This is a genomic window from Streptomyces angustmyceticus (assembly GCF_040701845.1).
Classification (GTDB): domain Bacteria; phylum Actinomycetota; class Actinomycetes; order Streptomycetales; family Streptomycetaceae; genus Streptomyces; species Streptomyces angustmyceticus_A.
In genome coordinates this window covers 1-23,533 of record NZ_JBFBHQ010000013.1, presented here as the reverse complement: position 1 = coordinate 23,533, position 23,533 = coordinate 1, and the positions used below count along the sequence as shown (strand labels likewise).

Here is a 23,533-nt window from a genome sequence, read left to right as displayed (position 1 = left end):
GTGTTCCTCTCAGCCCTTGGCCACGGCGCGCAGCCGGTCGATGACCTCGGCGCGCAGCTCGGCGGGTTCCAGTACGACCACATCGGGCCCGAACTCCACCAGCCAGGCGTCGAGGCCGTGGCCGTTGGGGATCTCCAGCTCGTCCCAGCCGTCGCCCAGCTCGCGGACGGTGAGGGCGCGGGCCCGCAGCGGATAGCCGTGCTCGGCGCGGAGCCGGATCCTGGCGGTGCCGGTCGCGGTCTCGCCGGCCCAGCTCTCGACGGTCTCGCGGACGGTGACGTGGTCGGGCACCGGCGCGGTGAACGCCCCTTGGCGGGAGCGGACCTTGCCGGTGATCCGGGAGAGCCGGAAGACCCGCTCGGCCTGGCGCTCGCGGTCCCAGCCGGCGACGTACCAGTGGCCCCGCCAGCATTCGAGGATCCACGGTTCGACCTGCCGCTGCTCGGGGCGGGCGGCGTTGGACTTGCGGTAGTCGAAGACGACCGGCCGGCGGTCGCGGCAGGCCAGCATCAGCGGCTCGAAGGCGGCCTCGTGGGCGGGGATCCGGGGTTCCAGGGCGCTGTGCGGCTGCCCGGCGTCGTAGTCCGTACCGTCCCCGGCCAGCGGCATCCCGGCCGCGCGCAGCTTCTGGAGGGCGCCGCTGGCGGCGCCGGCCAGCCGGGCCTGTTGCCAGATCTTGGCGGCGAGCCCGAGGGCCGCGGCCTCCTCGGCGTCCAGGGTGATCGGGGGCAGGCGGTTGCTGTCGCGGCGGGCGAGGTAGCCGATGTCGCCCTCGATGCCCTCGACGGTCTCGATGACCAGGCCGAGCTCGCGCAGGTCGTCCTTGTCGCGCTCGAACATGCGGTTGAACGCGTCGTCGGCGCCGGCCTCGATATAGGCCTCGATGGACGACCTCAGCTCACGCTTGGTCAGCGGGCGTCGCGTCCCCAGCAGGCACAGCGCCAGATTCATCAGCCGCTCGGCCTTGGCAATGGCCATCGACGCCCTTTCTCGTTGAACTCCCGATCGTTGACCGTACCGCTCGGGGAGGTCAGGGCAAAAGCCGGACGGGCGGGCTGCGGCCCCCTTCTCCGCCCGCGAGACCGGGACGCAGACGCACGAGGGCCCGTGCCTGCCCGGCACGGGCCCTCGGCTGCGTCAGCAGCGGCCGCCGGCGGCGGCCGTCAGCGGTCTCAGACGGAGACCAGGTCGCAGACGAAGATCAGCGTCTCGCCCGGGGCGATCCGGCCGCCGCCGGCGCCGCGGTCGCCGTACGCGAGGTGCGCGGGGATGGTCAGCCGGCGGCGGCCGCCGACCTTCATGCCCTGCACGCCCTGGTCCCAGCCGGCGATGACCTGGCCGGCGCCCAGCTGGAACTGCAGCGGCTTGCCGCGGTTCCAGCTCGCGTCGAACTCCTCGCCGGTGCTGAACGACACGCCGACGTAGTGGACGGAGACGGTGTCCCCGGCCTTGGCGACCGGCCCGTCGCCCTCCGTCAGGTCCACGATCTCGAGCTCGGTGGGAGCCGGGCCCTCAGGAAAGTCGATCTCGGGCTTGTCGATGCTCACGAATGTGCTCCTACTTACGAATCTTTACGATTACCGGGCCAGTCTTGCAGATCTTGCCGGGGCCGCTGTCAGACCGTGCCGACGATGTCGACCACGAAGACCAGGGTGTTCTTGTCCAGCCCGCTCTGCGGGTTGCTGCCGTAGGCCAGCTTCGGCGGGATCACGATCTCCACCCGGTCACCGACACGCTTGCCGACCAGCGCCTTGTCCCAGCCCTGGACCACGCTGCCGGTGCCGATCTGGAAGGCGGTCGCGCCACCGTGGTCCCAGGAGGAGTCGAACTTCTTGCCGTCCTCCCACTTCACACCGGTGTACTGCGCGATCAGGCCCTGGCCCGCCTTCACCTCGGGGCCCTTGCCGTGGATCAGGACCTGCTCCTTGAGGTCCTTGGGTGCCTTCTCCCCCTTGGGGATGGTGATCTTCGCGGCCTTCTCGTCCGCGGCCTTCACCTCGGGCATCCCGCTCTCCGGCGACGCCTGCTCGCCCTCGGCCTGGGCCTTCTTGTCGACCTTCTTGGCACCGACCACGTCGACGACCCACACCAGGCCGTCCTGCGGCTTGATGCCGGACTGCGGGTTCAGGCCCGCACCGATCAGCGCCTTGGCGGTGCCCTCGACCTCGAAGCGGCTGCCGACCTTCTGCCCGGTGACTGCGGACATCACCTTCGGCGGCAGCATCTGCTGGGTCGGCTGGTCGGAGACCTCACCGACGACCTGGGTGCGCGGGCCGCCCGGCTTGGCGCCGGGCTGCGGCGTCCAGCTGCTGCCGAGGTTCTGGCCCTTCATCGACTTCGCGGTGAAGTCCAGCCGGACCACATCGCCCTTCTTGACCGTGGCGCCCTTGCCCTGGACGAGGGTCTTGGTGACGGCCTTGTCGGACGGCTTGGCGCCCTTCGGCACCGTGATCTTGGGCTGCGCCCCTGTCTTGCCCTCGACCTTGACGACGGCATCGCCCGACGCGCCCTCGCCGTTGTCGGACCCGCAGGCGGCGGTGAACAGCAGGACGGGCACGGTCAGCGCAGCGGCAGCGGCGCGACGGGTGTTCTTCGTGAGGTTCATTCGACCAACTCGGGCTCGTGGGGTGGGTGGGCAATGCCCGCCACTCTACGACCTGACCCCCCGCACGTTTCCCGGCACAACACGGCAATGTGCCGGGAGCTTCCACTCCCGGCACATTTCCGCATTCCCCGCGGGTCACATACCTGCGATCAGCTTCTCCACCCGGTCGTCCACCGACCGGAAGGGGTCCTTGCACAGGACCGTCCGCTGCGCCTGGTCGTTCAACTTGAGGTGTACCCAGTCCACCGTGAAATCACGGCGCTGTTCCTGCGCACGGCGGATGAAGTCACCGCGCAGCCTGGCCCGCGTGGTCTGCGGCGGCACCGACTTGCCCTCGAAGATCTTCAAGTCGTTGCAGATCCGCGCCGCTTGCCCCTTGCGCTCCAGGAGGTAGTAGAGCCCCCGCCGGCGGTGGATGTCGTGGTACGCGAGGTCTATCTGCGCCACCCGGGGGTGGGACATGGTGATGTTGTTCTTGGTGCGATACCGCTCGATGAGCTGATGTTTCATCACCCAGTCGATCTCGGTGGAGATGCGGTCGAGCTGCTCGTCCCGGATCGCCTCGAGCGTACGGCCCCACAGCTCCAGGACCCGCTCGACGGTGCCCGTACGGATGCCGCGGCGGTCGCAGAAGTCCACGGCCTTCTCGTAGTACTCCTGCTGGACCTCCAGCGCCGAGGCCTCGCGCCCGCTGGCCAGCCGCACCTTGCGCTGGCCGGTGATGTCGTGACTGACCTCACGGATGGCCCGGATCGGGTTCTCCAGCGTCAGGTCGCGCATGACCGTGCCCGCCTCGATCATGCGCAGCACGAGGTCGGTGGCCCCGACCTTCAGCATCATGGTCGTCTCGGACATGTTGGAGTCGCCGACGATGACATGCAGCCGGCGGTAGCGCTCGGCGTCGGCATGCGGTTCGTCGCGGGTGTTGATGATCGGCCGGGAACGGGTCGTCGCCGAGGAGACGCCCTCCCAGATGTGCTCCGCACGCTGGCTGACGCAGTAGACGGCGCCCCGCGGCGTCTGCAGCACCTTGCCCGCGCCGCACAGCAGCTGACGGGTGACGAGGAACGGAATGAGGATGTCCGCGAGCCGGGAGAACTCACCATGACGGGCGACGAGATAATTCTCGTGACACCCGTAGGAGTTTCCCGCCGAATCGGTGTTGTTCTTGAAGAGATAGACGTCGCCCGCGATTCCCTCCTCATGCAGGCGGCGCTCGGCGTCGACGAGCAGGCCCTCGAGAATGCGCTCGCCGGACTTGTCGTGCGTGACCAGCTCGGTCACGTTGTCGCACTCGGGAGTTGCATATTCCGGGTGCGAACCCACGTCCAAGTACAGGCGGGCACCGTTCCGCAGGAAGACATTGCTGCTGCGGCCCCATGACACGACACGGCGGAAGAGGTACCGCGCCACTTCGTCAGGCGACAGTCGGCGCTGTCCCCTGAACGTGCACGTGACGCCGTACTCGTTCTCCAGCCCGAAAATGCGGCGGTCCATGACTGAACATTACGCCTGACGGCCTGCTCTGAAACCGGGTTCGACGGTCCCGTTTCGATCATTTTCCGCCGGAGCCGCACCTGGCGGGCGCGGCACGGGATCCCCGAGAAATCGCTTCGTCGACAAAAGGACGAGCAGCGCGGCGAGCCCGCCGGCCCCGGCGACCGCGAATCCCGCCACCGCGCCACCGCCCTCCACGGCCGGTCCCACCACGGACGCACCCACCGCCGAGCCGACACCGAACGTGGTCACCAGCCAGGAGAACGCCTCCGTCACCGTGCCCCGCGGCGCATGACGGTCCACCACCACGAACGCACAGGCCAGCACCGGCGCCAGGAACACCCCCGCGACACCCGTCAAGACCGTCATCCCGGCCACCCCCGGCACCAGCACCAGCGGCAGATAGCCCAGCGCCAGCAGCGTGACCAGCAGCCGCAGCCTGCTCTCCGGCCGTCCCGGCCACTCGCGTGCGCCGTAGCCGAGCCCCCCGATCAGCGCACCGACCCCCAGCGCGGACAGCAGCAGGCTGGAGACCATCCCGCCGCCGTGCTCGTCGGCGTACGCCACCGCGGCGACCGCGATCGACCCCAGCGCCAGTCCCACGAAGAGGAACGCCCCGATCAGCACCAACATCCCGGCCGAGCGCAGCGCCCCCAGCCAGTGCGCCTCACGCGGCCCGCTGCGCCACCGCCGGGACGGCTCGGAGACGACCACGGAGAGCGCCCCGAGCACCCCCAGCAAGTTGATCACCAGCAGGGCGACCCCTTCGGACCAGGCCGCCACGCACAGCGTCACCAGCAACGGTCCCACCGCGAACATGACTTCCTGCGCCACCGCGTCCAGCGCATAGGCGGCGTGCACCCGGTCGGCGCGCTGGAGGACCCCGGGCCACAGTGCCCGCAGGCCGCCCTCCAGGGGCGGGGTGAAGAAACCGGCGATCACCATGGCGGCGTAGGCGAGCCACAGCACGTCCAGGCCGACGCCCGCGAGCAGCGCCATCCCGAGCGCGGAGAGCACCGAGGCGGGCAGCATCACCCGCGGCTGGCCGTAGAGGTCCACCGCCCGGCCCAGCAGCGGCTGGCCGAGGGCGTTGCAGACGCCGTAGACGGCGGAGAGCGCGCCGGCCAGGGCGTAGCTGCCGCCCTCGGCGCGTACGAAGAGGACGACGGCCAGCGCCGCCGTGGCGTTCGGCAGCCTGCCGACCAGCGTCCCCGTCAGGAGCCGGGCCGCGTGCCGGGTTCTGAGCAGCTCCGCATATCCCGCGGCCATCCCTGCCCCTTTCCCGTCCGGTCCGGCCGGACGTGTTACGTATAACTGCCGTCGTTATACGTACCATGAGCCTCACCCCCAGTCCACCCCGCAACGGCCGCACGCGAGGAGCGAAGCACCCGGTGACCAGCAACGAGACCGCCGCAGCCGGCCGGCATCCGGCCGCCGTCCGCACGACCAGCCGGGACGTGGCCCGCGCCGCCGGGGTCTCCCAGGCCGCCGTCTCGCTCGTCCTGGGCGACAAATGGCGCGGCCGGGTCTCCCCCGCCAAGGCCGAAGCCGTCCGTACCGCCGCCCGGGAGCTGGGCTACCGCCCCAACCTCGCCGCCCGCAGCCTGCGGATGGGCCGCACCCGCACCGCGCTCCTGGTCGTCCCCGCCCTGACCACCGAGTTCTTCGCCCGGGTCTACACCGGCGCGGCCCGGGTCGCCGCCGACCACGGCTTCGGGGTGGTCCTCTACCCCTCCCCCGAGGGCATCGGCCCGGCCCGCGACCCCTTCGACTCCGCCGCGGCCACCCTGGACGGCGTGATCGCCTCGTCCATGGCCGCCGAGGCCCTCACCGCGCTCCGCGACGCGGACCTGCCGCTGGTCATGCTGGACAGCGACCCCGCCGACGACCGGGCCACCGCCACCGTCAACCTCGACATCGCCGACGGCGTACGCCGGTTGACCACCCATCTGACGGCCCTCGGCCACCGCCGCATCACCCACCTCGCGGCCGACGTGGACTCCTGGACCTTCGCGCTGCGCGCCCGTGCCGTCAGCGAGGCCCTGGAGCACATCCCCGGGGCCCGGCTGCGCCGGCAGCCGGCCGCCCTCGCCGTCGACGCCGGGCTGCACGCCGCGCACGCCGCACTGACCGCCCCCGGCCCCCGCCCCACGGCCCTGCTGTGCGACGACGACATCATCGCCGCCGGCGCCTGCAAGGCCGTGCGCCGGCTGGGCCTGCGGATCCCCGAGGACGTCTCCGTCACCGGCTTCGACGACCTGGCCCTGGCCGTCGCCGTCGAACCGGAGCTGACGACCGTACGCCTGCCCGCCGAGGAGTTCGGCGAGGCCGGGATGCGGGCGCTGATGAGCGTGCTCGACGGCCGCCCGGCCCAGGCGCCCACCCTGCCGGTCGACCTGGTCACCCGGGGCTCCACCGCACCGCCCGCGGACGCCCCCGACAACGCCGCGCGCCCCGGCGGGCAGTGACCCACCGGGGCGCGACCGGGGCGCTTAGGCCCTCGGCGGTACGTCAGAGCAGGGGCTCCCCTTCGGAGCCGTCCTCGCCCGCCGGGCCCGTGCCCTTTTTGCCGTTGTCCTTGCTTCCGCTGTCCTTGGCGCCCTTGCCGCCGGTGGCCCCGGACTCCCCGGCGCCGGCGTCGGCCGCCGCGTCCCCGGCGTCCGCCCCGCCGCTCTCGTCCAGCAGCCGGGACAGCTGCCGCCCCAGGATCCGCTTGAACTTGCGCTGCTGGGGGCGGGTGCGGTCCAGGGTCGCGACCTCCAGCTGCTCGGCGGTCAGCCGGCGCTCACCGCCGTTGTTGTCCCGCGACAGGGACTCCACCGCCAGCTTGAGCGCCTCGGCCAGCGTCATGCCGTCGCGGTGGCGCTGGTCGAGATAGCTGCTGATCTGGTCCGCATTGCCGCCGACCGCCACCGAGCCGTGCTCGTCGACGATCGAGCCGTCGTGCGGCAGCCGGTAGATCTGGTCGTCCTCGGGGGCCGCGCCGACCTCGGCGACGATCAGCTCGACCTCGTAGGGCTTCTCGGCGGCGCTGGAGAAGATCGTGCCGAGCGTCTGGGCGTAGACGTTCGCCAGGCCCCGCGCGGTCACGTCCTCACGGTCGTAGGTGTAGCCCCGCAGATCGGCGTAGCGCACACCGCCGATCCGCAGATTCTCGAACTCGTTGTACTTGCCGACCGCGGCGAACGCGATCCGGTCGTAGATCTCGCTGACCTTGTGCAGGGCGCGGGAGGGATTCTCGGCGACGAAGACCACGCCGTCGGTGTACTGCAGCACCACGACACTCCGGCCGCGCGCGATGCCCTTGCGGGCGTACTCGGCGCGGTCCGCCATGGCCTGCTGGGGTGAGACATAGAACGGCGTCGACACCGGCTATCCGTCCCTTCCTGTCAAAAGCTCTCTCGGTAGCTGGGGGAGCATGGGGAACATCCGTCCCGTCAGAGCAGCGCGGCGCGCGGGCCGTCGGGCTGTTCGAGGCGGCGCTCGTGCACGGCACGGGCGATCTCGGAGACCTCGTCCTCGGTGAGCTTCCTGAAGCCGTCCTCGGTGATCACCGTGACGATGGGGTAGATCCTGCGCCCCAGATCGGGCCCGCCGGTCGCGGAATCGTCGTCGGCCGCGTCATAGAGCGCCTGGATGACGGCGGTGGCGGCCTGATCCTCCGTGAAATCTTCCCGGAAGAGCTTCTTCAGGGCACTGCGCGCGAAGACCGAGCCGGAACCCGTCGCCGCGTAACCGTGCTCCTCCGACCGCCCGCCGGTCACGTCGTACGAGAAGATGCGGCCCTTCTCGCGGTCGAGGTCGTATCCGGCGAACAACGGCACCACGGCCAGGCCCTGCATGGCCATCCCCAGATTGCTGCGAATCATCGTCGACAGACGATTCGCCTTGCCCTCCAAGGAGAGTTGGGCACCCTCGACCTTCTCGAAGTGCTCCAGCTCCAGCTGGAAGAGCTTGACCATCTCCACCGCGAGGCCCGCCGTGCCCGCGATGCCGACCGCCGAATACTCGTCGGCCGGGAAAACCTTCTCGATATCACGCTGCGCGATGACATTGCCCATGGTCGCCCGCCGGTCGCCGGCGAGCACCACGCCTCCGGGGAACGCCGCGGCAACGATCGTCGTGCCGTGCGGCGCCTCGATGGCACCCTGCACCGGCGGCAACGGGCGGTTGCCCGGCAGCAGGGCGGGCGAGTGCTCACCGAGGAAATCCATGAAGGACGAGGATCCGGGCGTCAGGAAGGCAGCTGGTAGACGCCCGGTGCTTCGAGTATTGGCTTCCACACGATTCCTTCCAGATATGCGATGGCCCGGCGCAGGGCGTCGGGGGTACATCCCTCAACTTGCCGAGTGCCGAGTTGCAGTTGGAGCACAGTACGTCTCGGACCTTACCCGTATCGTCGTCGTGATCCACATGCCCGGGACCTGGCTCGGGACGGATCGGGCGGATACCGGACCGCCCCTTGGTCATCGCGCCGCGGTGGGGCCAGAACGGCGCTTCACGACACTGCGGACACCGCTCGGCTCCCCGGAGCGACGTTCCCGGCGGCCGGCCCGCCCCGGCCGCCGGGACTGCCGGGAGTGCTCTGCGGAGCACTCCCGGCCATACGCCTGAAGGCCGTTTCCTGTCGACGTGCTACCGGAGAATGCCGCGGTCGGCAGCGCCCGCTCGGAGCGCGGAGCGCCTTTCCGTCCCCCGTGCCGACCGTGCCCGTCCGGCCTCTACTGTCCGCCCTTCTGGACAAAGGACCGCACAAAGTCTTCCGCGTTCTCCTCGAGCACGTCGTCGATTTCGTCCAGGACGGAATCGACGTCGTCCGACAACTTCTCCTGGCGTTCCTTGAGGTCTTCGGAGGCCTGCGCGTCCTGTGTCTGCTCCTCGACCTCTTCGGTGGAACGCGTGGCCTTCGCCTGTCCGCCGCCGCTGTCCTTGGTCGCCATGTCCCTCACCCCGCTCGGTTCGCCCCGCTCGATGTGACCTTCAAGATCCGACCCTACAAGCAGGGTCCGACATCGGCCCTGCAGTTGCTGCAACGCCCGGGAGTCACCTCGATGATTCCCGCACCGCGACGATTTCAGCCGCGGATCGGCTGTGGATCTTGAGGAATTCTGTCGTGCACCTGCCGAAGCTCAGCGGCCGGACAGCGTCCTCACCAGCTCTTCCGCAGTACGGCAGCGGTCGAGGAGCTCCTTGACGTGTTTCCGGGTCCCCCGCAGCGGCTCCAGCGTGGGCACCCGTTGCAGGGAGTCACGTCCGGGCAGGTCGAAGATGACCGAATCCCATGAGGCGGCCGCGACGTCGTCCGCGTACTGCTCCAGGCAGCGGCCGCGGAAGTAGGCCCTGGTGTCCTCTGGAGGCTTCTGCTCGGCCCGCTCGACCTGGGACTCGTCCAGGAGGCGCTTCATCTTGCCGCGGGCCGCCAGACGGTTGTACAGCCCCTTCTCGGGCCGCACGTCGGCGTACTGCAGGTCGATGAGGTGCAGCCGGGCGGCGTCCCACTCCAGGCCGTCACGGCGCCGGTAGCCCTCCATCAGCTCGCGCTTGGCGACCCAGTCCAGCTCGCCGGACAGGCTCATCGGGTCGTTCTCCAGCCGGCCGAGCACGTCCTCCCACCGGGTCAGGACGTCCTTGGTCTGCTCGTCCGCATCCGCTCCGTAGCGGTCCTCGACGTACTTGCGGGCCAGCTCGAAGTACTCCATCTGGAGCTGTACCCCGGTGAGCGTGCGGCCGCTGCGGAGCGTGATCAGGTGTTGCAGAGTGGGGTCGTGCGAGACCTGGTGGAGGGTGCGGACGGGCTGGTCGACGGCCAGGTCGACGGCGATGAAGCCGTCCTCGATCATGGAGAGCACCAGAGAGGTGGTGCCCAGCTTCAGGTACGTCGAGATCTCGGAGAGGTTGGCGTCCCCGATGATCACGTGGAGCCTGCGGTACTTCTCCGCGTCCGCGTGCGGTTCGTCGCGGGTGTTGATGATGGGCCGTTTGAGCGTCGTCTCCAGCCCGACCTCCACCTCGAAGTAGTCGGCGCGCTGGCTGAGCTGGAAGCCGTGCTCGTGCCCGTCCTGGCCGATGCCGACCCGGCCGGCGCCGGTGACCACCTGCCGGGAGACGAAGAACGGCGTCAGGTGCCGCACGATGTCCGAGAAGGGGGTCTCCCGCTTCATCAGGTAGTTCTCGTGCGTCCCGTAGGAGGCGCCCTTGTTGTCGGTGTTGTTCTTGTAGAGGTGGATCGGCTGGGCGCCGGGGACCTGGGCGGCCCGTTCGGCCGCCTCGGCCATGATCCGCTCGCCGGCCTTGTCCCACAGCACCGCGTCCCGCGGATTGGTGACCTCGGGGGCGCTGTATTCGGGGTGGGCATGGTCGACGTAGAGCCTGGCGCCATTGGTGAGGATCACGTTCGCCAGGCCGATGTCCTCGTCCGTGAGCTGGCTGGCGTCCGCGTTCTCGCGTGCGAGGTCGAAGCCGCGGGCGTCCCGCAGCGGGTTCTCCTCCTCGAAGTCCCAGCGGGCACGGCGTGCCCGGTGCATCGCGGCCGCGTAGGCGTTGACGACCTGGGACGAGGTGAGCATGGCATTGGCGTTCGGGTGACCGGGGACGGAGATCCCGTACTCCGTCTCGATTCCCATTACTCGCCGTACGGTCATGCGGCCCTCCTTGCCCGGCGGCGCCCCCGGATGGGGTCGGCGCTCAAGTACCGCTGCGGTTCCGGTCCGTGTGCGTGCCCCCCGCCCGCACAGCGTGACGCAGCGGTACCGACGAGCCTAGAACGCCTCTGCGGCGCTGGGGAGATCATTACAGTCATTGCTCCAGTCCGGTTTTCCCTGGTCCACCGCGCCCTTATGGGGTGCGGTTCTGGCGCCCCCGGAAAAGCGTCCGGCTGCGGACGCCCCGTGCAGGACATCCGCAGCCGGAGAGCGGTGTTACAGGTATTGGCCGGTATTCGCCACCGTGTCGATGGAGCGACCGGTGTCCGCGCCCTGCTTTCCGGTGACGAGCGTACGGATGTATACGATCCGCTCGCCCTTCTTGCCGGAGATACGGGCCCAGTCGTCCGGGTTGGTGGTGTTGGGCAGGTCCTCGTTCTCCTTGAACTCGTCCACGCATGCCTGGAGGAGATGGGAGACGCGAAGCCCCTTCTGATTGTGTTCGAGGAAGGCCTTGATGGCCATCTTCTTTGCGCGTCCCACGATGTTTTCGATCATCGCGCCGGAGTTGAAGTCCTTGAAGTAGAGGACTTCCTTGTCACCATTGGCATAGGTGACCTCCAGGAACCGGTTTTCCTCGGATTCCGCGTACATCTGCTCGACGACGGATTGAATCATTCCGCTCACTGCGGCCTTCCGCGAGTCGCCGTGTTCGGCGAGATCGTCGGAGTGCAGCGGAAGATTTTCCGTGAGGTACTTCGAGAAGATGTCCTTGGCGGCCTCCGCGTCCGGGCGCTCGATCTTGATCTTGACGTCGAGGCGGCCGGGGCGCAGGATCGCCGGGTCGATCATGTCCTCGCGGTTGGAGGCACCGATCACGATCACGTTTTCCAGGCCCTCGACACCGTCGATCTCGGAGAGCAGCTGGGGGACGATGGTGTTCTCCACGTCCGAGCTGACGCCGGATCCCCGGGTGCGGAAGAGGGAGTCCATCTCGTCGAAGAAGACGATGACGGGCGTGCCCTCGCTCGCCTTCTCCCTGGCGCGCTGGAAGACCAGCCGGATGTGCCGCTCCGTCTCGCCGACGTACTTGTTGAGCAGCTCGGGGCCCTTGATGTTGAGGAAGAAGCTCTTCCCCGCGGGCTGCCCGGTCACCTCGGCGACCTTCTTGGCAAGGGAGTTGGCGACCGCCTTGGCGATGAGGGTCTTGCCGCAGCCCGGCGGGCCGTAGAGCAAGACACCCTTGGGCGGGCGGAGTTCGTGCTCCTTGAAGAGGTCGGGGTAGAGGTACGGAAGCTCGACCGCGTCCCGGATCAGTTCGATCTGGCCGCCCAGACCGCCGATCTTGGTGTAGTCGATGTCCGGGACCTCTTCGAGGACGAGTTCCTCGACCTCGCTCTTCGGGATGACTTCGTAGACGTAGCCGGAGCGGGGCTCGAGGAGCAGGGCGTCGCCGGGGCGGATGGTGGTGTCCAGCAGCGGCTCGGCGAGCCTCACCACCCGTTCCTCGTCGGTGTGCCCGATCACCAGGGCGCGCTCGCCGTCCTCCAGGATCTCCTTGAGGGTGACGATGTCGCCGGCGCTCTCGTACTTCATGGCCTCGACCACGTTGAGCGCCTCGTTGAGCATGACCTCCTGGCCGCGCCTGAGGTCCCCCGTCTCCACGCTGGGGCTGACATTCACCCGGAGCTTTCTGCCTCCGGTGAAAATGTCGACCGTGTCGTCCTCGTTCGCCTGCAGGAAGACACCGAAGCCGGCCGGCGGCTGTGCGAGCCGGTCGACCTCCTCCTTGAGCGCGACGATCTGGTCGCGGGCCTCGCGGAGAGTATTGGCGAGACGCTCGTTCTGCGCCGAGACGCCGGCCAGGTTGGTCTGCAGCTCGACGATCCGCTCTTCGAGAATCCTCGTGTGCCGCGGAGAGTCGGCGAGCTTGCGTCGCAGGACGGCGATCTCCTGCTCGAGATAGGCAACCTGGCCGGCGGGATCTTCAGACCCCCGCCCCGGCCGGATGCCGCGGTTGATGTCGTCGTCGTGGGCTGCCACGGTCCTCACCTCCTCCAAGGAGCTGGACGCTTCCTGACCCTACCTGGGCCGGTGCAGGTTGAAACCCCTAGATCGAAAAGACTGTCGGGGCGTGTCCGATCTTCACCCTTGCGCACGTCCTCACGCCAAGGGAATACCCACCCAACAACATCGGAAAGCGAGCGGTTGTATCGTCGAGTCGGTCAACACCCGTCAGGGCTGGCGCCACTTAGACAAAAACGGTTCACGTACGCAGGAACGGCAGGCGAGATGACCGCGCAGGACGAAGCCCCAGAGCTGGAAGTGTGGATCGACCAGGATCTGTGCACCGGGGACGGCATCTGTGCGCAGTATGCGCCGGAGGTCTTCGAGCTCGACATCGACGGGCTGGCGTATGTGAAGAGCAGCGAGGACGAGCTGCTGCAGGACAAGGGGGCGACAACCCCCGTCCCGCTGAAGCTGCTCGATGACGTCCGGGATTCCGCGAAGGAGTGCCCCGGGGACTGCATCCACGTCCGCCGTGTCAAGGACATGGTCGAGGTCTACGGCCCGGACGCGGAGTAGCCGGCGCGGCGCGGAACGCACCGGGCCGGCCACATCATGTGACAGATCACAGACTCTGGGTGCCCATGGCGGCGGGGAGTTCGCTCTGAACGAACTTCCCGCCGCGCCATTGCCACTTGAGGCTCTGGTGCACGTCCGGGCAGCAGCGCGGGACGTCGAGCGTGGAGTAGCCCAGGAGGGCCGCCGAGATCGCGCCATCCTTGACAGCGAGGGTTTGGACGCTGCGCTGCCGGGCGGGCGCGAGGAGTGTCGCCACGATCCGCGGCGCGGCCTTGGCGTCGCGGGGCTGGGCGAGGACGTAGACGCCGCTGGGCGGCGTGCCGGTCCCGCTGTGGCAGCGGACCGCCGCGACGGTCTCGAGCGTCCCGTCGCCGTCGAGGTCGCCGGAGACCTTCTTCACCACGTCGAGGCGGTTGGGTCCGCAGTCCACCGGGAACGTCACCCGGCCCGGGTCGGGGGCGGCGGCCGCCACGGGGCGGGCGCCGGCAGCGGCATCGCGGGAGGTCGTGGCCTTGGCGTCGGGGGGCTGGAGGAAGGAGGCGGCCGCCACGACCGCCGAGACGGCAGTGGCGGTGGCGAGCCAGTGCATGGGGCGCGGCTGGGTGTGCAAGAGGTCCTGGCCTGCCATGGGCTGCACGCGGGGTAACTCCTGTGAAGTGCTGTACCGGTGGGAGTGCCCAGCATCGTTCCACAGGAGGGTGCGGCAAGGAACCGGCCGGGCCGGAGTTTTCCGTGCAGATCCGGTGGGGGAAACGACGGGGCGCCGCCGGCGGTCCCCGCTGGGGAACTCGTCGGCGGCGCCAGGTGGTTCGGTGGCCGGATCCGGGCGGTCAGCCGCGCTCGGCGGAGGTGCCTCCGGAGGCCGCCGCCTGGTCCTTGCCCGGCCCCGTGTAGTCGTCGCCGTAGGCCCCCTTGGCGGGACGGCGGCGGCGCAGCGGGGGCTCGACGCCGTCGGCGAGGCGGCGGGCGGTCAGCAGGAAGCCGGTGTGACCGATCATGCGGTGGTCCGGGCGGACGGCGAGGCCCTCGACGTGCCAGGTGCGGACCATGGTCTCCCAGGCCGACGGCTCGTTGAAGGTGCCGTGCTCGCGGATCGCCTCGACGGTGCGGGCCATCTGCGTGGTCGTCGCGACGTAGGCACAGAGGATGCCGCCGGGGACCAGGGCCTTGGAGACGGCCTCCAGGCACTCCCAGGGGGCGAGCATGTCGAGGATGACGCGGTCGACGTCGGTGTCGGAGAGGTTGTCCTGCAGGTCACCGACGGTGAGCGTCCACGCGGGGTGCGGGCCGCCGAAGTAGCGCTCGACGTTCTGCGTGGCGATCTCGGCGAAGTCGGCGCGGCGCTCGTAGGAGTGCAGCATGCCGTCGTCGCCGATGGCGCGCAGCAGGAAGCTGCTGAGCGAGCCGGAGCCCACACCGGCCTCGACGACGCGGGCGCCGGGGAAGATGTCGGCCATCGCCAGGATCTGCCCCGCGTCCTTGGGGTAGACCACGGCGGCACCGCGGGGCATGGACAGGACATAGTCGGGGAGCAGCGGGCGCAGCGCGAGGTAGGCGACGTTCCCGGTGGTACGGACAACACTGCCCTCGGGAGCACCGATCAGCTCGTCGTGGGGGAAGGCTCCCTTGTGGGTGTGGAAGCTCTTGCCCTCTTCGAGCGTGAAGGTGTAGTGGCGTCCCTTGGGGTCGGTGAGCTGGACCTGGTCCCCGACCTTGAAGGGCCCGCGACGACGGGCGGCACCGGTCGGTTCGGACATGTGACCAGCCTACCGGCCCGTTGGGACGCCGCCGACCAGTGGGGCCGGGGGCGAGTGAGCCGACACCGGGTTCCGCGCTCCTAGAGGCGGACCGAGCCCTCAAGCGGCCTTGCGGGCCATGGCGGAGACGAAGGCCCGCTCGACGTCGGCGGTGGACAGCACGCCGTAGATCTCGCCGGTCTCCTCGACGACGAGGTACTCCGTGGCGGGGGTGGCGCGCAGGTACTCCAGGAGGTCCTCACCGGCGAGTTCGGCGGAGACCCGCATGCCGTCCTTGAGGTCCTGGGCGAGGGTGCCGACGGCGACCCAGGGGCGGCGGTGGTCGGGGACGCCGACGATGGCGGCCTCCCGGACGAGAGCGGTGGGGGCGCCCTGGGTGTCGACGACGACCAGGGCGCGGGCGCCGGCGTCGTTGGCCCGGCGCAGCGCCTCGGAGAGCGGGGTGCCGGTCTCCACGGGGACGGCGCGCCGGGTCAGGGTGCGGGCGGTGAGGTCGGGGAGCCGTTCGCGCAGGCGGGCCATGCGCAGGCTGTTGCCGGCGCCGGTCCAGATGATGGCGGCGAGGATCGCGGCGAGCAGGGCGTCGGTGAGCGAGTCGGCGCCGCCGATCTCGGGGCGGGTGGTGCCGAGAACGCCGGTGTGGGTGAGCAGCGGCAGGCCGATGAGGACGGTGACGGCGAGCGCGCGGCCGACCCAGGCGGCGGCGACGGTGCCGCTCATGGGCCTGCCGGTGATCTTCCAGACGATGGCGCGCAGCATCCGGCCGCCGTCCAGCGGGAGGCCGGGCAGCAGGTTGAAGACCGCGACGATCAGGTTGGAGATCATCAGGCCGGCGAGCAGGACGCCCGGGACGGTGCCGGGCTCGACCAGCTGCATACCGGCGTAGAAGGCCCCGGCGAGGACGAGGGAGAGCAGCGGGCCGACGAAGGCGAGGACGAACTCCCTGCCCGGGGTCTCGGTCTCCTTCTCGATCTCCGAGACGCCGCCGAAGAACTGGAGCTGGATGCGCCGGACGGGGAGCTTGAAGCGGAGCGCGGCGACGGTGTGGGCCAGTTCGTGGACGAGCACCGAGGCGTAGAAGGCGACCGCGAAGAAGAGCGAGACGAGGTAGCGGGCGGCGCCGAGCTCGGGCAGCACCCGCTCCAGCTGGCCGCCGAAGACCCAGGTGATCAGGGCGGCGACGAGGAACCAGCTGGGGGCGACGTAGACGGGCACACCGAAGGGACGGCCCATCAGGATGCCGCCCCCGCTGCCCTTCTTCCTGCCCGGCGCGGGCGTCCTGGGCTCGTTGCGGTGCTCGGGCGGCTCGGGCGGCTGGGGCCGCACGGACTCCTCGGGGTCCTGCGACTTCCCGCTCTCGTCCACGGCGTCCCCTCATCGAATACGGCATTCGCCCCTGCTCGGCCTGATGTCTCGATCATGCAGGGCGCAGGGGTTCATGGTCGATGGTATGCGGAGTGCCCCGGCCCCATCCGCTGCGGGGCCCCGGGGGGTGAGCCGTCCGCGCCTGTCAGTGGCGGGCCGTAGGGTTTTGTGGCATGGGATGGAGCACGGAGCAGGCCGGGGCGGGCACACAGGGCGGGGAAGCCGGGGCGGGCGCGCAGCCCGCGGACGCGGCGGCTGCCGGGACGCAGGAGCGGGACGCGGAGCAGCCGCGGCCACCGGTGGCGCTCTCGCCGTCGCGGGCGAGCGATTTCATGCAGTGTCCGCTGCTGTACCGCTTCCGGGTGATCGACAGGCTGCCCGAGAAGCCCAGCGCGGCGGCGACCCGCGGCACGGTCGTGCATGCGGTGCTGGAGCGGCTCTTCGACGCTCCGGCGGCGGAGCGTACGGCCGTCGGGGCGCGGGCGATGGTGCCGGGCGAGTGGGAGAAGCTGCTGGCCAAGCGGCCGGAGCTGGCGGAGCTCTTCGCGGACGACGCGGAGGGCGAGCGGCTGGCGCAGTGGCTGGCGGAGGCCGAGGCGCTGGTGGAGCGGTGGTTCTCGCTGGAGGATCCGACGCGGCTGGAGCCGGCCGACCGTGAGCTCTACGTCGAGACGGTGCTGGACTCGGGGCTGCGGCTGCGGGGGTTCATCGACCGGGTGGATGTCGCGCCGACCGGCGAAGTGCGGATCGTCGACTACAAGACCGGCAAGGCGCCGCGGCCGCAGTTCGCCGAGGGCGCGCTGTTCCAGATGAAGTTCTATGCGCTGGTGGTGTGGCGGCTGCGCGGTGTGGTGCCGCGGCGGCTGCAGCTGGTCTACCTGGGCAGCGGCGATGTGGTGACGTACGACCCGGGTGAGGCCGATCTGCGGGCCGTGGAGCGGAAGTTGCTGGCGCTGTGGGAGGCGATCCGGCTGGCGACGGAGACCGGCGACTGGCGGCCGCGGCCGACGAAGCTGTGCGGCTGGTGCGACCACCAGGCGCACTGTCCGGAATTCGGCGGCACTCCCCCGGTGTATCCGCTCCAGGTCCGCCCGGCGGACGGCGGAGTGGTGCCGCAGGGCAGAATGGGGGAAATCTAGGCGCTGATCGCCCGGACAGGCCTATCAAAGGAGAGCTCGTGGCCATCCGCGTCCTGCTGGTCGACGACCAGCCCCTGCTGCGTACGGGATTCCGGATGATTCTGGAGGCGGAGCAGGACCTGGCGGTCGTCGGGGAGGCCGGCGACGGGCTGCAGGCGCTGGAGCAGGTGCGCGCGTTGCAGCCCGATGTGGTGCTGATGGACATCCGGATGCCCCGGATGGACGGTGTCGAGGCGACCCGGCAGATCACCGGGCCGGCGAAGGACGGCCCGGCGAAGGTGCTGGTGCTGACGACGTTCGATCTGGACGAGTACGTCGTCGAGGCGCTGCGGGCGGGGGCGAGCGGCTTCCTGCTCAAGGACGCGCCGGCCAATGAACTGGTGCAGGCGATCCGGGTGGTGGCGGGCGGCGAGGCGATGCTCGCGCCGAGCATCACCCGGCGGCTGCTGGACAAGTACGCCGGGCATCTGCCCTCGGGCGAGGAGCCGGTTCCCGACACGCTGCACACCCTCACCGAACGCGAGGTGGAGGTGCTGAAGCTGGTGGCGCGCGGGCTGTCGAACGCGGAGATCGCCGCGGACCTGTTCGTGAGCGAGACGACGGTGAAGACCCATGTGGGCCATGTGCTGACGAAGCTGGGGCTGCGCGACCGGGTGCAGGCGGCGGTGTACGCGTACGAGAGCGGTCTGGTGCGCCCCGGCGCGCAGTAGCGCCGGCGGGTCCGGGTGCCGGCGGCCCGGCACAACGACGACGGCGGGGCCGGCCCGGGGAGATTCCTCCCGGGCCGGCCCCGCCGTCGTGTGACAGGTCCGGTCAGGCCTCGGACGACTTGCTGATCTCCCAGAAACGGAAGACGGTCGAGGGGTCCAGGGTCCATTCCAGGCCGGAGACGCCGTCGCGGGCCACGGCGTACTGCTTGCCCTGCCAGATCGGGATCATCGGCACGTCCTGCGCGACGATGTCCTGCAGCTCCCGGAACTCGGACTTGGTGGCGCCCCGGTCCGGCTGGTCGGCCGTCTTGGGCAGCAGCTGTCCGGTGATGGTGGGCGAGCTGTAGTGGTTGGACACCACGCTGTCCCTGCCGAAGAACGGCGCGGTGAAGTTGTCGGGGTCCGGATAGTCGGGGATCCAGCCCTTGACGTAGACGCCGAACCGGCCGGCGGCCACGCCGTCCTCGTACTGCTTGGTGGGCAGGGTGCGCACCTTGGCGTCGAACAGGCCGCTGGCGTTGAGCTGTTGGGCGATCTCCTCGAAGGCCGGGACGGTGCCGGGGCCGAAGCGGTCGGGGGTGGCCCACAGCGTGAGCGGCACCTTGCCGTTGAAGCCGGCGGAGCGCAGCGCGTCCTTCGCCTTGCCGGGCTTCGGGCGGTCGCCGTAGGTGTTGAAGAAGGAGGTGCTGTGGCCGGTGATGCCGGCCGGGACGATCGAGTACAGCGGCACCGCGGTGCGCTGGTAGACGTCCCGGACCAGGGTCGAGCGGTCCAGGAGGTAGGCGATCGCCTTGCGGACGCCCAGCTTGCCGGCGACCGGGTCCTTGAGGTTGAAGACCAGGTGCATGACCTCGGCGCTGGCGCCCTCCACGACCTGGGTGCCGTGCTGCTGCTTCAGCGAGGCGTTGTCCAGTGCCGCGATGTCCTTCATGGACAGACCGCGGTAGGCGACATCGACGTCGCCCTTCTCGACGGCCGTCTTGAGCTTGTCGGGGCGGTTGAAGAACTTCACGGTCATCCCGGAGTTCTTGACCTTGGCCGGACCCTTGTACGAGCCGTTGACCCCGAAGACGGCCTTCTGGGAGCTGTACTCCTTGAGGGTGTAGACGCCGGAGCCGGTGGCCTTGCCGTCGGTGCGCAGCCGGTCGGCGGGGTACTCGGCGTGGTCGACGATCGAGCCGGCGCCCGAGGCTATCTTCATCGGGAAGGTCGCGTCGGGCGACTTCAGCCGGAAGACCACGGTCTTGGCGTCCGGCGCCTCGACCGAGTCGAGCGCGGAGAACATCACGGCGGGGCCGTTTGCGTCCTTGATGCGCCGGGTGCGGTCGAAGGAGTACTTGACGTCCTTGGAGGTCAGCGCGTCACCGTTGCTGAACTTCAGGCCGTCCTTGAGGGTGCAGCGGTAGACCTTGCTGTCGCCGTCGGTGAAGCCGCAGCGTTCGGCGGCCTCCGGCTCGGGGGTGGTGCTTCCCTTGGGGAAGCTCAGCAGGGACTGGAAGACGTTGTTGAACAGCAGCCATGACCCCGGCTCGTAGCCGGATGCCGGGTCGGTGGACTGCACCTTGTCCGTCATTCCCATGACCACGGGCTCGCCGGTACCGGCCGCCCCCGAGTCGTCCGTGCCGCACCCGGCGACCGCGAGCAGGGCTGTGGCCAGCCCCGCTCCGATCGGGGCGGCCAGCCACTGGTCACGCTTCCTCACTAAACGGTCCTCACGTTCTGGGTGGTGCCTGTCGAGCCGCGACGGGGAGGCCGCGGCGGGTGGGTGCTGCATCGGTCGGCTCGGCCGGCTCAGTCCGCGACGCCGCGGCCGAGCTCCCAGATCTGCAACGACGAGGAGGAGTTGAGCGCCCACTCGATGCCGGTGACGTCGTCGCGCGCGACGACGTACTGCTTGCCCTGCCACAGCGGGAGGAGCGGCACATCGTCGGCGATGATGTCCTGCGCCTGCTTGAAGTTCGCCCCGGCGGCGTTGCGGTCGCTCTGCTGCCGGCTGTTCGGGATCAGCTGCGACTCGATCTTGGCGTTGCGGTACGGGGAGCCGAGGAAGTTCTGCTTGCCGATGAACGGCGCGATGTAGTTGTCCGGGTCCGGGATGTCCGCGTACCAGCCCATGTTGTAGACGCTGTACTTGCCGTCCAGGGAGTCGGTCCGGAACTGCTGCCAGCTGTCGACGCCCTTGGTCTTCACGTCGAACAGCTTGGTGCTGTTGAGCTGGGTCTGCAGCGCGCGCACTTCCTTGGCGGTGCTGGAGCCGTAGTGGTTCGTGGTGTACGTGAGGGTGAACTTGACCGGTGTGGTGATGTTCGCCTGCTGCAGCGTCTTGCGGGCGGCGGCCGCGCTGGGGTTCCCGTACTTGGTGAAGAACGAATTGATGTGCCCGGTGAGACCGGTGGGCACCATCGAGTAGAGCGGGTCGCCGGTGTAGGCGTAGACGTCACGCACCAGCTCCGAGCGGTTGACGATCTGCGCCATCGCCTTCCGCACGGCCTTGTTGGAGACGGCCGGGTCCTTGGTGTTGAACGCCAGGTACCGGATCTCCTGGCCCGGCATCTCCTGGAGCATGATGTGCTTGTCGCGGGCGTTCTCCAGGCCCTTGATCTGATCGGGCGACAGGCCGCGGTACATCAGGTCGACCTCGCCCTTGCGCAGCGCCTGCTCCGTGTCCTTGGAGCCGGCGAAGAAGCGCATCTCGACCTTTTCGTTCTTCACCTTCACGCCGCCCTTGTAGGTGGGGTTCTTGGTGAAGGTGGCCTTGGTGATGCGGTTGTTCTTGCGCTCGGTCTTCAGCGTGTACGGGCCGGAGCCGACCACGTCGAAGCCGCTGTAGAGGCGGCCCTTGGGGTACACCTCGCCGTCGACGATGGCCGCGGCGGGCGTGGCGAGCTTCTGCGGGAAGGTGGCGTCCGGCTTGCGGAGGTGGAAGACCACCTCCTTGTCGTTGGGCGTCTCGACCTTGTCGATGTCGTCGAGCAGCGACACCGGACCGTTGGTGTTGTTGATGGTCCGCATGCGGTCGAGGGAGAACTTGACGTCCTGTGCCGTCAGGGCGTGCCCGTTGGAGAACTTCAGGCCACTGCGCAGGGTGCAGCGGTACTGCTCGTTCTGGGTGTCGCGGAACCCGCAGGATTCGGCCGCCTCGGGCACCGGCGCGTTGCCGGTCCTGGGCAGCCGCATCAGCGTCTGGAGGGTGCCGCGCAGCATGTTCCAGGCGTCGACGTCATAGGCCTGCGCAGGATCGAGCGGGGCGGGGGCCGCCTTGGTCGCCTCGATCGCGGAGGAGACGCCCACGACGATCGGATCGCCGCCTTCGCCCGCGCCGTCCGTGCTGCCACAGGCGGCGAGGACGGGGGCGAGGAGACCGGCCAGCGCCGGCAGCACCAGGGTCTTGCGATTCATCGTCGGCAGGTTCCTTATCAGCGCAGAGGTGTTGCTCGCGTCGACATTAGTAGGAACGGCCAGCCGCGCTCAGACACAAAGGAGTTGCTTCGTTATGGGCCCCGGATAACGAAGGGCGGGTGATCGATATCCGGACGGCGGAACGATTCGCACGTTGCTCCACCAATCCGGACACTTACCCCCGCGTAAACCCCCTGCCGGACCCCCTGGAACACCCATGGGCCCCCTTGTCGACGGCCCGGCACGTGAGAAACGTCACGCATTCCAGGGGTCATGGCGAAGCAACAATTCAGTCAGCGCATTCGTCACGGAAAATGAGCGGGCCGCTCCCCTCAGTCCCGGGGGTCTTTCTCCGGGACACGCTCAGTGCACGACTCCACGGCTTTCGGTGATGAGCGTTCGGAGAAATGGGAGATCGACTTCTTCCAGCGAGGGTACGACCGTACGGCCCGCGGCCGGCGGGATCGGCGTCACGGACGGCACCGCCACGACCGGGCAGCCCGCCGCCTCGCCCGCGGTCACACCGGTCAGGGTGTCCTCGACGACCGCGCAGCACGCCGGGTCGGCGCCCAGCCGCGCGGCGGCCGTCAGATACGGGTCCGGGTGCGGTTTGGTGCGCTCCAGGTCGTCGCCCGCCAGGGTCAGCCGGAAGTTCTCCGGGCCCAGCGAATGCAGCATCTGGTCGACGATGGCGCGGTGGGAGGCGGAGACCAGGGCCGTCGGCACGTCATGGGCGGCCAGCTCGGCCAGCAGCCTGCGGGCGCCCGGCATCAGGGGGACGCCGCGCCCGATCCGGGCCAGGAAGGCGGCGTTCAGCAGCACGCTGAGCTCGGTCAGGCTGATGTCGACACCGGTGGCTTGAATCAGATACCCGGCACTGCGGGTCATCGGGCCGCCGACCACGACCTCGCGGTGGGTGTCGTCGAGGATGTGGCCGAGTTCGGCGAAGACCTCCGCTTCCGCCTCCCACCAGAACCCCTCGGTGTCGACGAGCGTGCCGTCCAGATCGAGGAACACGGCTTGGAGGGTCGCGGCTTCGGCCGTTCGGGTGCCGACTGCGGGGATGCTGCTGGTCATCCATCCACCTCCGTGTGCGACGTCCCCGAAGGGACGAAAGGGCCGGTCGCCATCCCCGGCTGGGGAAACGACCGGCCACTACCGGACCGATAAGTGTACGACGGTACGCGCCGAAATGCGTGGTGACCGAGGTCAGGGGCCCCCTGGCGGACGTGCACCGGCGCGTCCCGTCCGCTCACCCGGCATCACCGAGCGTCACCTCCGCGCCCGGGGCGGCCGTGGGACCGCCCCGGGTGGTGCGCAGCCCGCTACCGCGCGTTGAAGTACTTCGCTTCCGGGTGGTGGATGACGATGGCGTCGGTGGACTGCTCGGGGTGCAGCTGGAACTCCTCGGAGAGTTCGACGCCGATCCGCTCCGGCTGCAGCAGGTCGGCGATCTTGGCGCGGTCCTCCAGGTCGGGGCAGGCGCCGTAGCCCAGCGAGAAGCGCGCGCCGCGGTACTTGAGCGCGAACATGTCCTCGACGTCGGCCGGGTCCTCCCCCGCGAAGCCGAGCTCGGCGCGGACGCGGGCGTGCCAGTATTCGGCGAGGGCTTCGGCCAACTGGACGGACAGGCCGTGGAGTTCGAGGTAGTCACGGTAGGAGTTGGCGGCGAAGAGCTTGGCGGTCTCCTCGCCGATCCGGGAGCCGACGGTGACGACCTGGAGGCCGACGACGTCCTGCTCGCCGGTCTCCTCGGGGCGGAAGTAGTCGGCCAGGCACAGGCGGCGGCCGCGGCGTTGGCGGGGGAAGGTGAAGCGGGTGCGCTCGGTGCCGT

Annotated in this window: 22 protein-coding genes; 4 read left to right on the top strand and 18 right to left on the bottom strand. The window is 69.6% G+C overall.

Annotated elements, in window-relative coordinates:
- Positions 1-9: 9 nt before the first annotated feature.
- The 5 genes from AB0411_RS24410 to AB0411_RS24390 form a co-directional block, all read right to left on the bottom strand.
- A complete protein-coding gene (locus AB0411_RS24410; RefSeq protein ID WP_366419417.1) occupies positions 10-978 on the bottom strand; it encodes a helix-turn-helix transcriptional regulator in 969 nt (322 codons plus the stop codon).
- Positions 979-1,172: 194 nt separating this feature from the next.
- Positions 1,173-1,547 (bottom strand): FKBP-type peptidyl-prolyl cis-trans isomerase, encoded by a 375-nt coding sequence (locus tag AB0411_RS24405; RefSeq protein ID WP_018087767.1) that lies wholly within the window; start codon positions 1,545-1,547, stop codon positions 1,173-1,175.
- 68 nt (positions 1,548-1,615) lie between these two features.
- Positions 1,616-2,605 (bottom strand): FKBP-type peptidyl-prolyl cis-trans isomerase, encoded by a 990-nt coding sequence (locus tag AB0411_RS24400; protein WP_366419416.1) that lies wholly within the window; start codon positions 2,603-2,605, stop codon positions 1,616-1,618.
- 135 nt (positions 2,606-2,740) lie between these two features.
- Positions 2,741-4,102, bottom strand: coding sequence for a Pup--protein ligase (gene pafA, locus AB0411_RS24395; RefSeq protein WP_366419415.1), 1,362 nt, complete (start codon positions 4,100-4,102; stop codon positions 2,741-2,743).
- A gap of 9 nt (positions 4,103-4,111) precedes the next feature.
- Entirely contained in the window at positions 4,112-5,371 is a 1,260-nt protein-coding gene (locus tag AB0411_RS24390; protein WP_366419414.1) for an MFS transporter, read from the bottom strand.
- Between the two features lie 122 nt (positions 5,372-5,493).
- Here AB0411_RS24390 and AB0411_RS24385 point away from each other — a divergent pair, with 122 nt between their 5' ends.
- Complete coding sequence (locus tag AB0411_RS24385; protein WP_366419413.1) at positions 5,494-6,570, top strand: LacI family DNA-binding transcriptional regulator; 1,077 nt, start codon at positions 5,494-5,496, stop codon at positions 6,568-6,570.
- A gap of 43 nt (positions 6,571-6,613) precedes the next feature.
- Here AB0411_RS24385 and prcA read toward each other — a convergent pair whose 3' ends face one another.
- From prcA to arc, 6 genes are all read right to left on the bottom strand, one after another.
- Positions 6,614-7,471, bottom strand: a complete 858-nt coding sequence (prcA, locus tag AB0411_RS24380; RefSeq protein WP_366419412.1) for a proteasome subunit alpha — start codon at positions 7,469-7,471, stop codon at positions 6,614-6,616.
- 68 nt (positions 7,472-7,539) lie between these two features.
- Positions 7,540-8,385, bottom strand: a complete 846-nt coding sequence (prcB, locus tag AB0411_RS24375) for a proteasome subunit beta (protein ID WP_366419411.1) — start codon at positions 8,383-8,385, stop codon at positions 7,540-7,542.
- Positions 8,300-8,572 carry an endonuclease domain-containing protein gene (locus AB0411_RS24370; RefSeq protein ID WP_366419410.1) on the bottom strand — a complete coding sequence of 91 codons (273 nt, stop codon included), beginning with the start codon at positions 8,570-8,572 and terminating at the stop codon, positions 8,300-8,302. Before AB0411_RS24370 ends, prcB begins: the two co-directional genes overlap by 86 nt.
- Before the next feature lie 251 nt (positions 8,573-8,823).
- Entirely contained in the window at positions 8,824-9,042 is a 219-nt protein-coding gene (locus AB0411_RS24365) for a ubiquitin-like protein Pup (RefSeq protein WP_006607619.1), read from the bottom strand.
- Between the two features lie 189 nt (positions 9,043-9,231).
- Positions 9,232-10,743, bottom strand: a complete 1,512-nt coding sequence (dop, locus tag AB0411_RS24360; RefSeq protein WP_086718561.1) for a depupylase/deamidase Dop — start codon at positions 10,741-10,743, stop codon at positions 9,232-9,234.
- A 276-nt stretch (positions 10,744-11,019) separates the two neighbouring features.
- The gene (gene arc, locus AB0411_RS24355; protein ID WP_366419409.1) at positions 11,020-12,786 is read right to left on the bottom strand and encodes a proteasome ATPase; all 1,767 of its coding nucleotides are present in this window, start codon (positions 12,784-12,786) and stop codon (positions 11,020-11,022) included.
- Positions 12,787-13,035: 249 nt separating this feature from the next.
- Between arc and AB0411_RS24350 the strand changes: the two genes are divergently transcribed.
- Complete coding sequence (locus AB0411_RS24350; RefSeq protein ID WP_366419408.1) at positions 13,036-13,329, top strand: ferredoxin; 294 nt, start codon at positions 13,036-13,038, stop codon at positions 13,327-13,329.
- 46 nt (positions 13,330-13,375) lie between these two features.
- Here AB0411_RS24350 and AB0411_RS24345 read toward each other — a convergent pair whose 3' ends face one another.
- From AB0411_RS24345 to AB0411_RS24335, 3 genes are all read right to left on the bottom strand, one after another.
- Positions 13,376-13,957 (bottom strand): hypothetical protein, encoded by a 582-nt coding sequence (locus AB0411_RS24345; protein ID WP_366419524.1) that lies wholly within the window; start codon positions 13,955-13,957, stop codon positions 13,376-13,378.
- A gap of 202 nt (positions 13,958-14,159) precedes the next feature.
- Positions 14,160-15,086 carry a tRNA (adenine-N1)-methyltransferase gene (locus AB0411_RS24340; protein WP_366419407.1) on the bottom strand — a complete coding sequence of 309 codons (927 nt, stop codon included), beginning with the start codon at positions 15,084-15,086 and terminating at the stop codon, positions 14,160-14,162.
- 99 nt (positions 15,087-15,185) lie between these two features.
- Positions 15,186-16,451, bottom strand: a complete 1,266-nt coding sequence (locus tag AB0411_RS24335) for a site-2 protease family protein (RefSeq protein ID WP_366419406.1) — start codon at positions 16,449-16,451, stop codon at positions 15,186-15,188.
- A gap of 173 nt (positions 16,452-16,624) precedes the next feature.
- Between AB0411_RS24335 and AB0411_RS24330 the strand changes: the two genes are divergently transcribed.
- Together AB0411_RS24330 and AB0411_RS24325 are read left to right on the top strand one after the other, a co-directional pair.
- A complete protein-coding gene (locus tag AB0411_RS24330; RefSeq protein WP_366419405.1) occupies positions 16,625-17,590 on the top strand; it encodes a RecB family exonuclease in 966 nt (321 codons plus the stop codon).
- Between the two features lie 38 nt (positions 17,591-17,628).
- Positions 17,629-18,300: a response regulator gene (locus AB0411_RS24325; RefSeq protein WP_020929992.1), complete on the top strand. Its 672-nt coding sequence runs from the start codon at positions 17,629-17,631 to the stop codon at positions 18,298-18,300.
- Positions 18,301-18,403: 103 nt separating this feature from the next.
- On the opposite strand, the gene AB0411_RS24320 is transcribed toward AB0411_RS24325, so the two are convergent.
- From AB0411_RS24320 to AB0411_RS24305, 4 genes are all read right to left on the bottom strand, one after another.
- On the bottom strand, positions 18,404-20,002 hold the full coding sequence (locus tag AB0411_RS24320) for an ABC transporter substrate-binding protein (protein ID WP_366419404.1): 1,599 nt from the start codon (positions 20,000-20,002) through the stop codon (positions 18,404-18,406).
- Positions 20,003-20,091: 89 nt separating this feature from the next.
- On the bottom strand, positions 20,092-21,699 hold the full coding sequence (locus AB0411_RS24315) for an ABC transporter substrate-binding protein (RefSeq protein ID WP_366419403.1): 1,608 nt from the start codon (positions 21,697-21,699) through the stop codon (positions 20,092-20,094).
- A gap of 363 nt (positions 21,700-22,062) precedes the next feature.
- On the bottom strand, positions 22,063-22,776 hold the full coding sequence (locus AB0411_RS24310) for an HAD family hydrolase (protein ID WP_366419402.1): 714 nt from the start codon (positions 22,774-22,776) through the stop codon (positions 22,063-22,065).
- A 248-nt stretch (positions 22,777-23,024) separates the two neighbouring features.
- Positions 23,025-23,533 (bottom strand): vitamin B12 dependent-methionine synthase activation domain-containing protein (locus AB0411_RS24305; protein ID WP_366419401.1); only part of this gene is annotated, 509 nt, incomplete at its 5' end.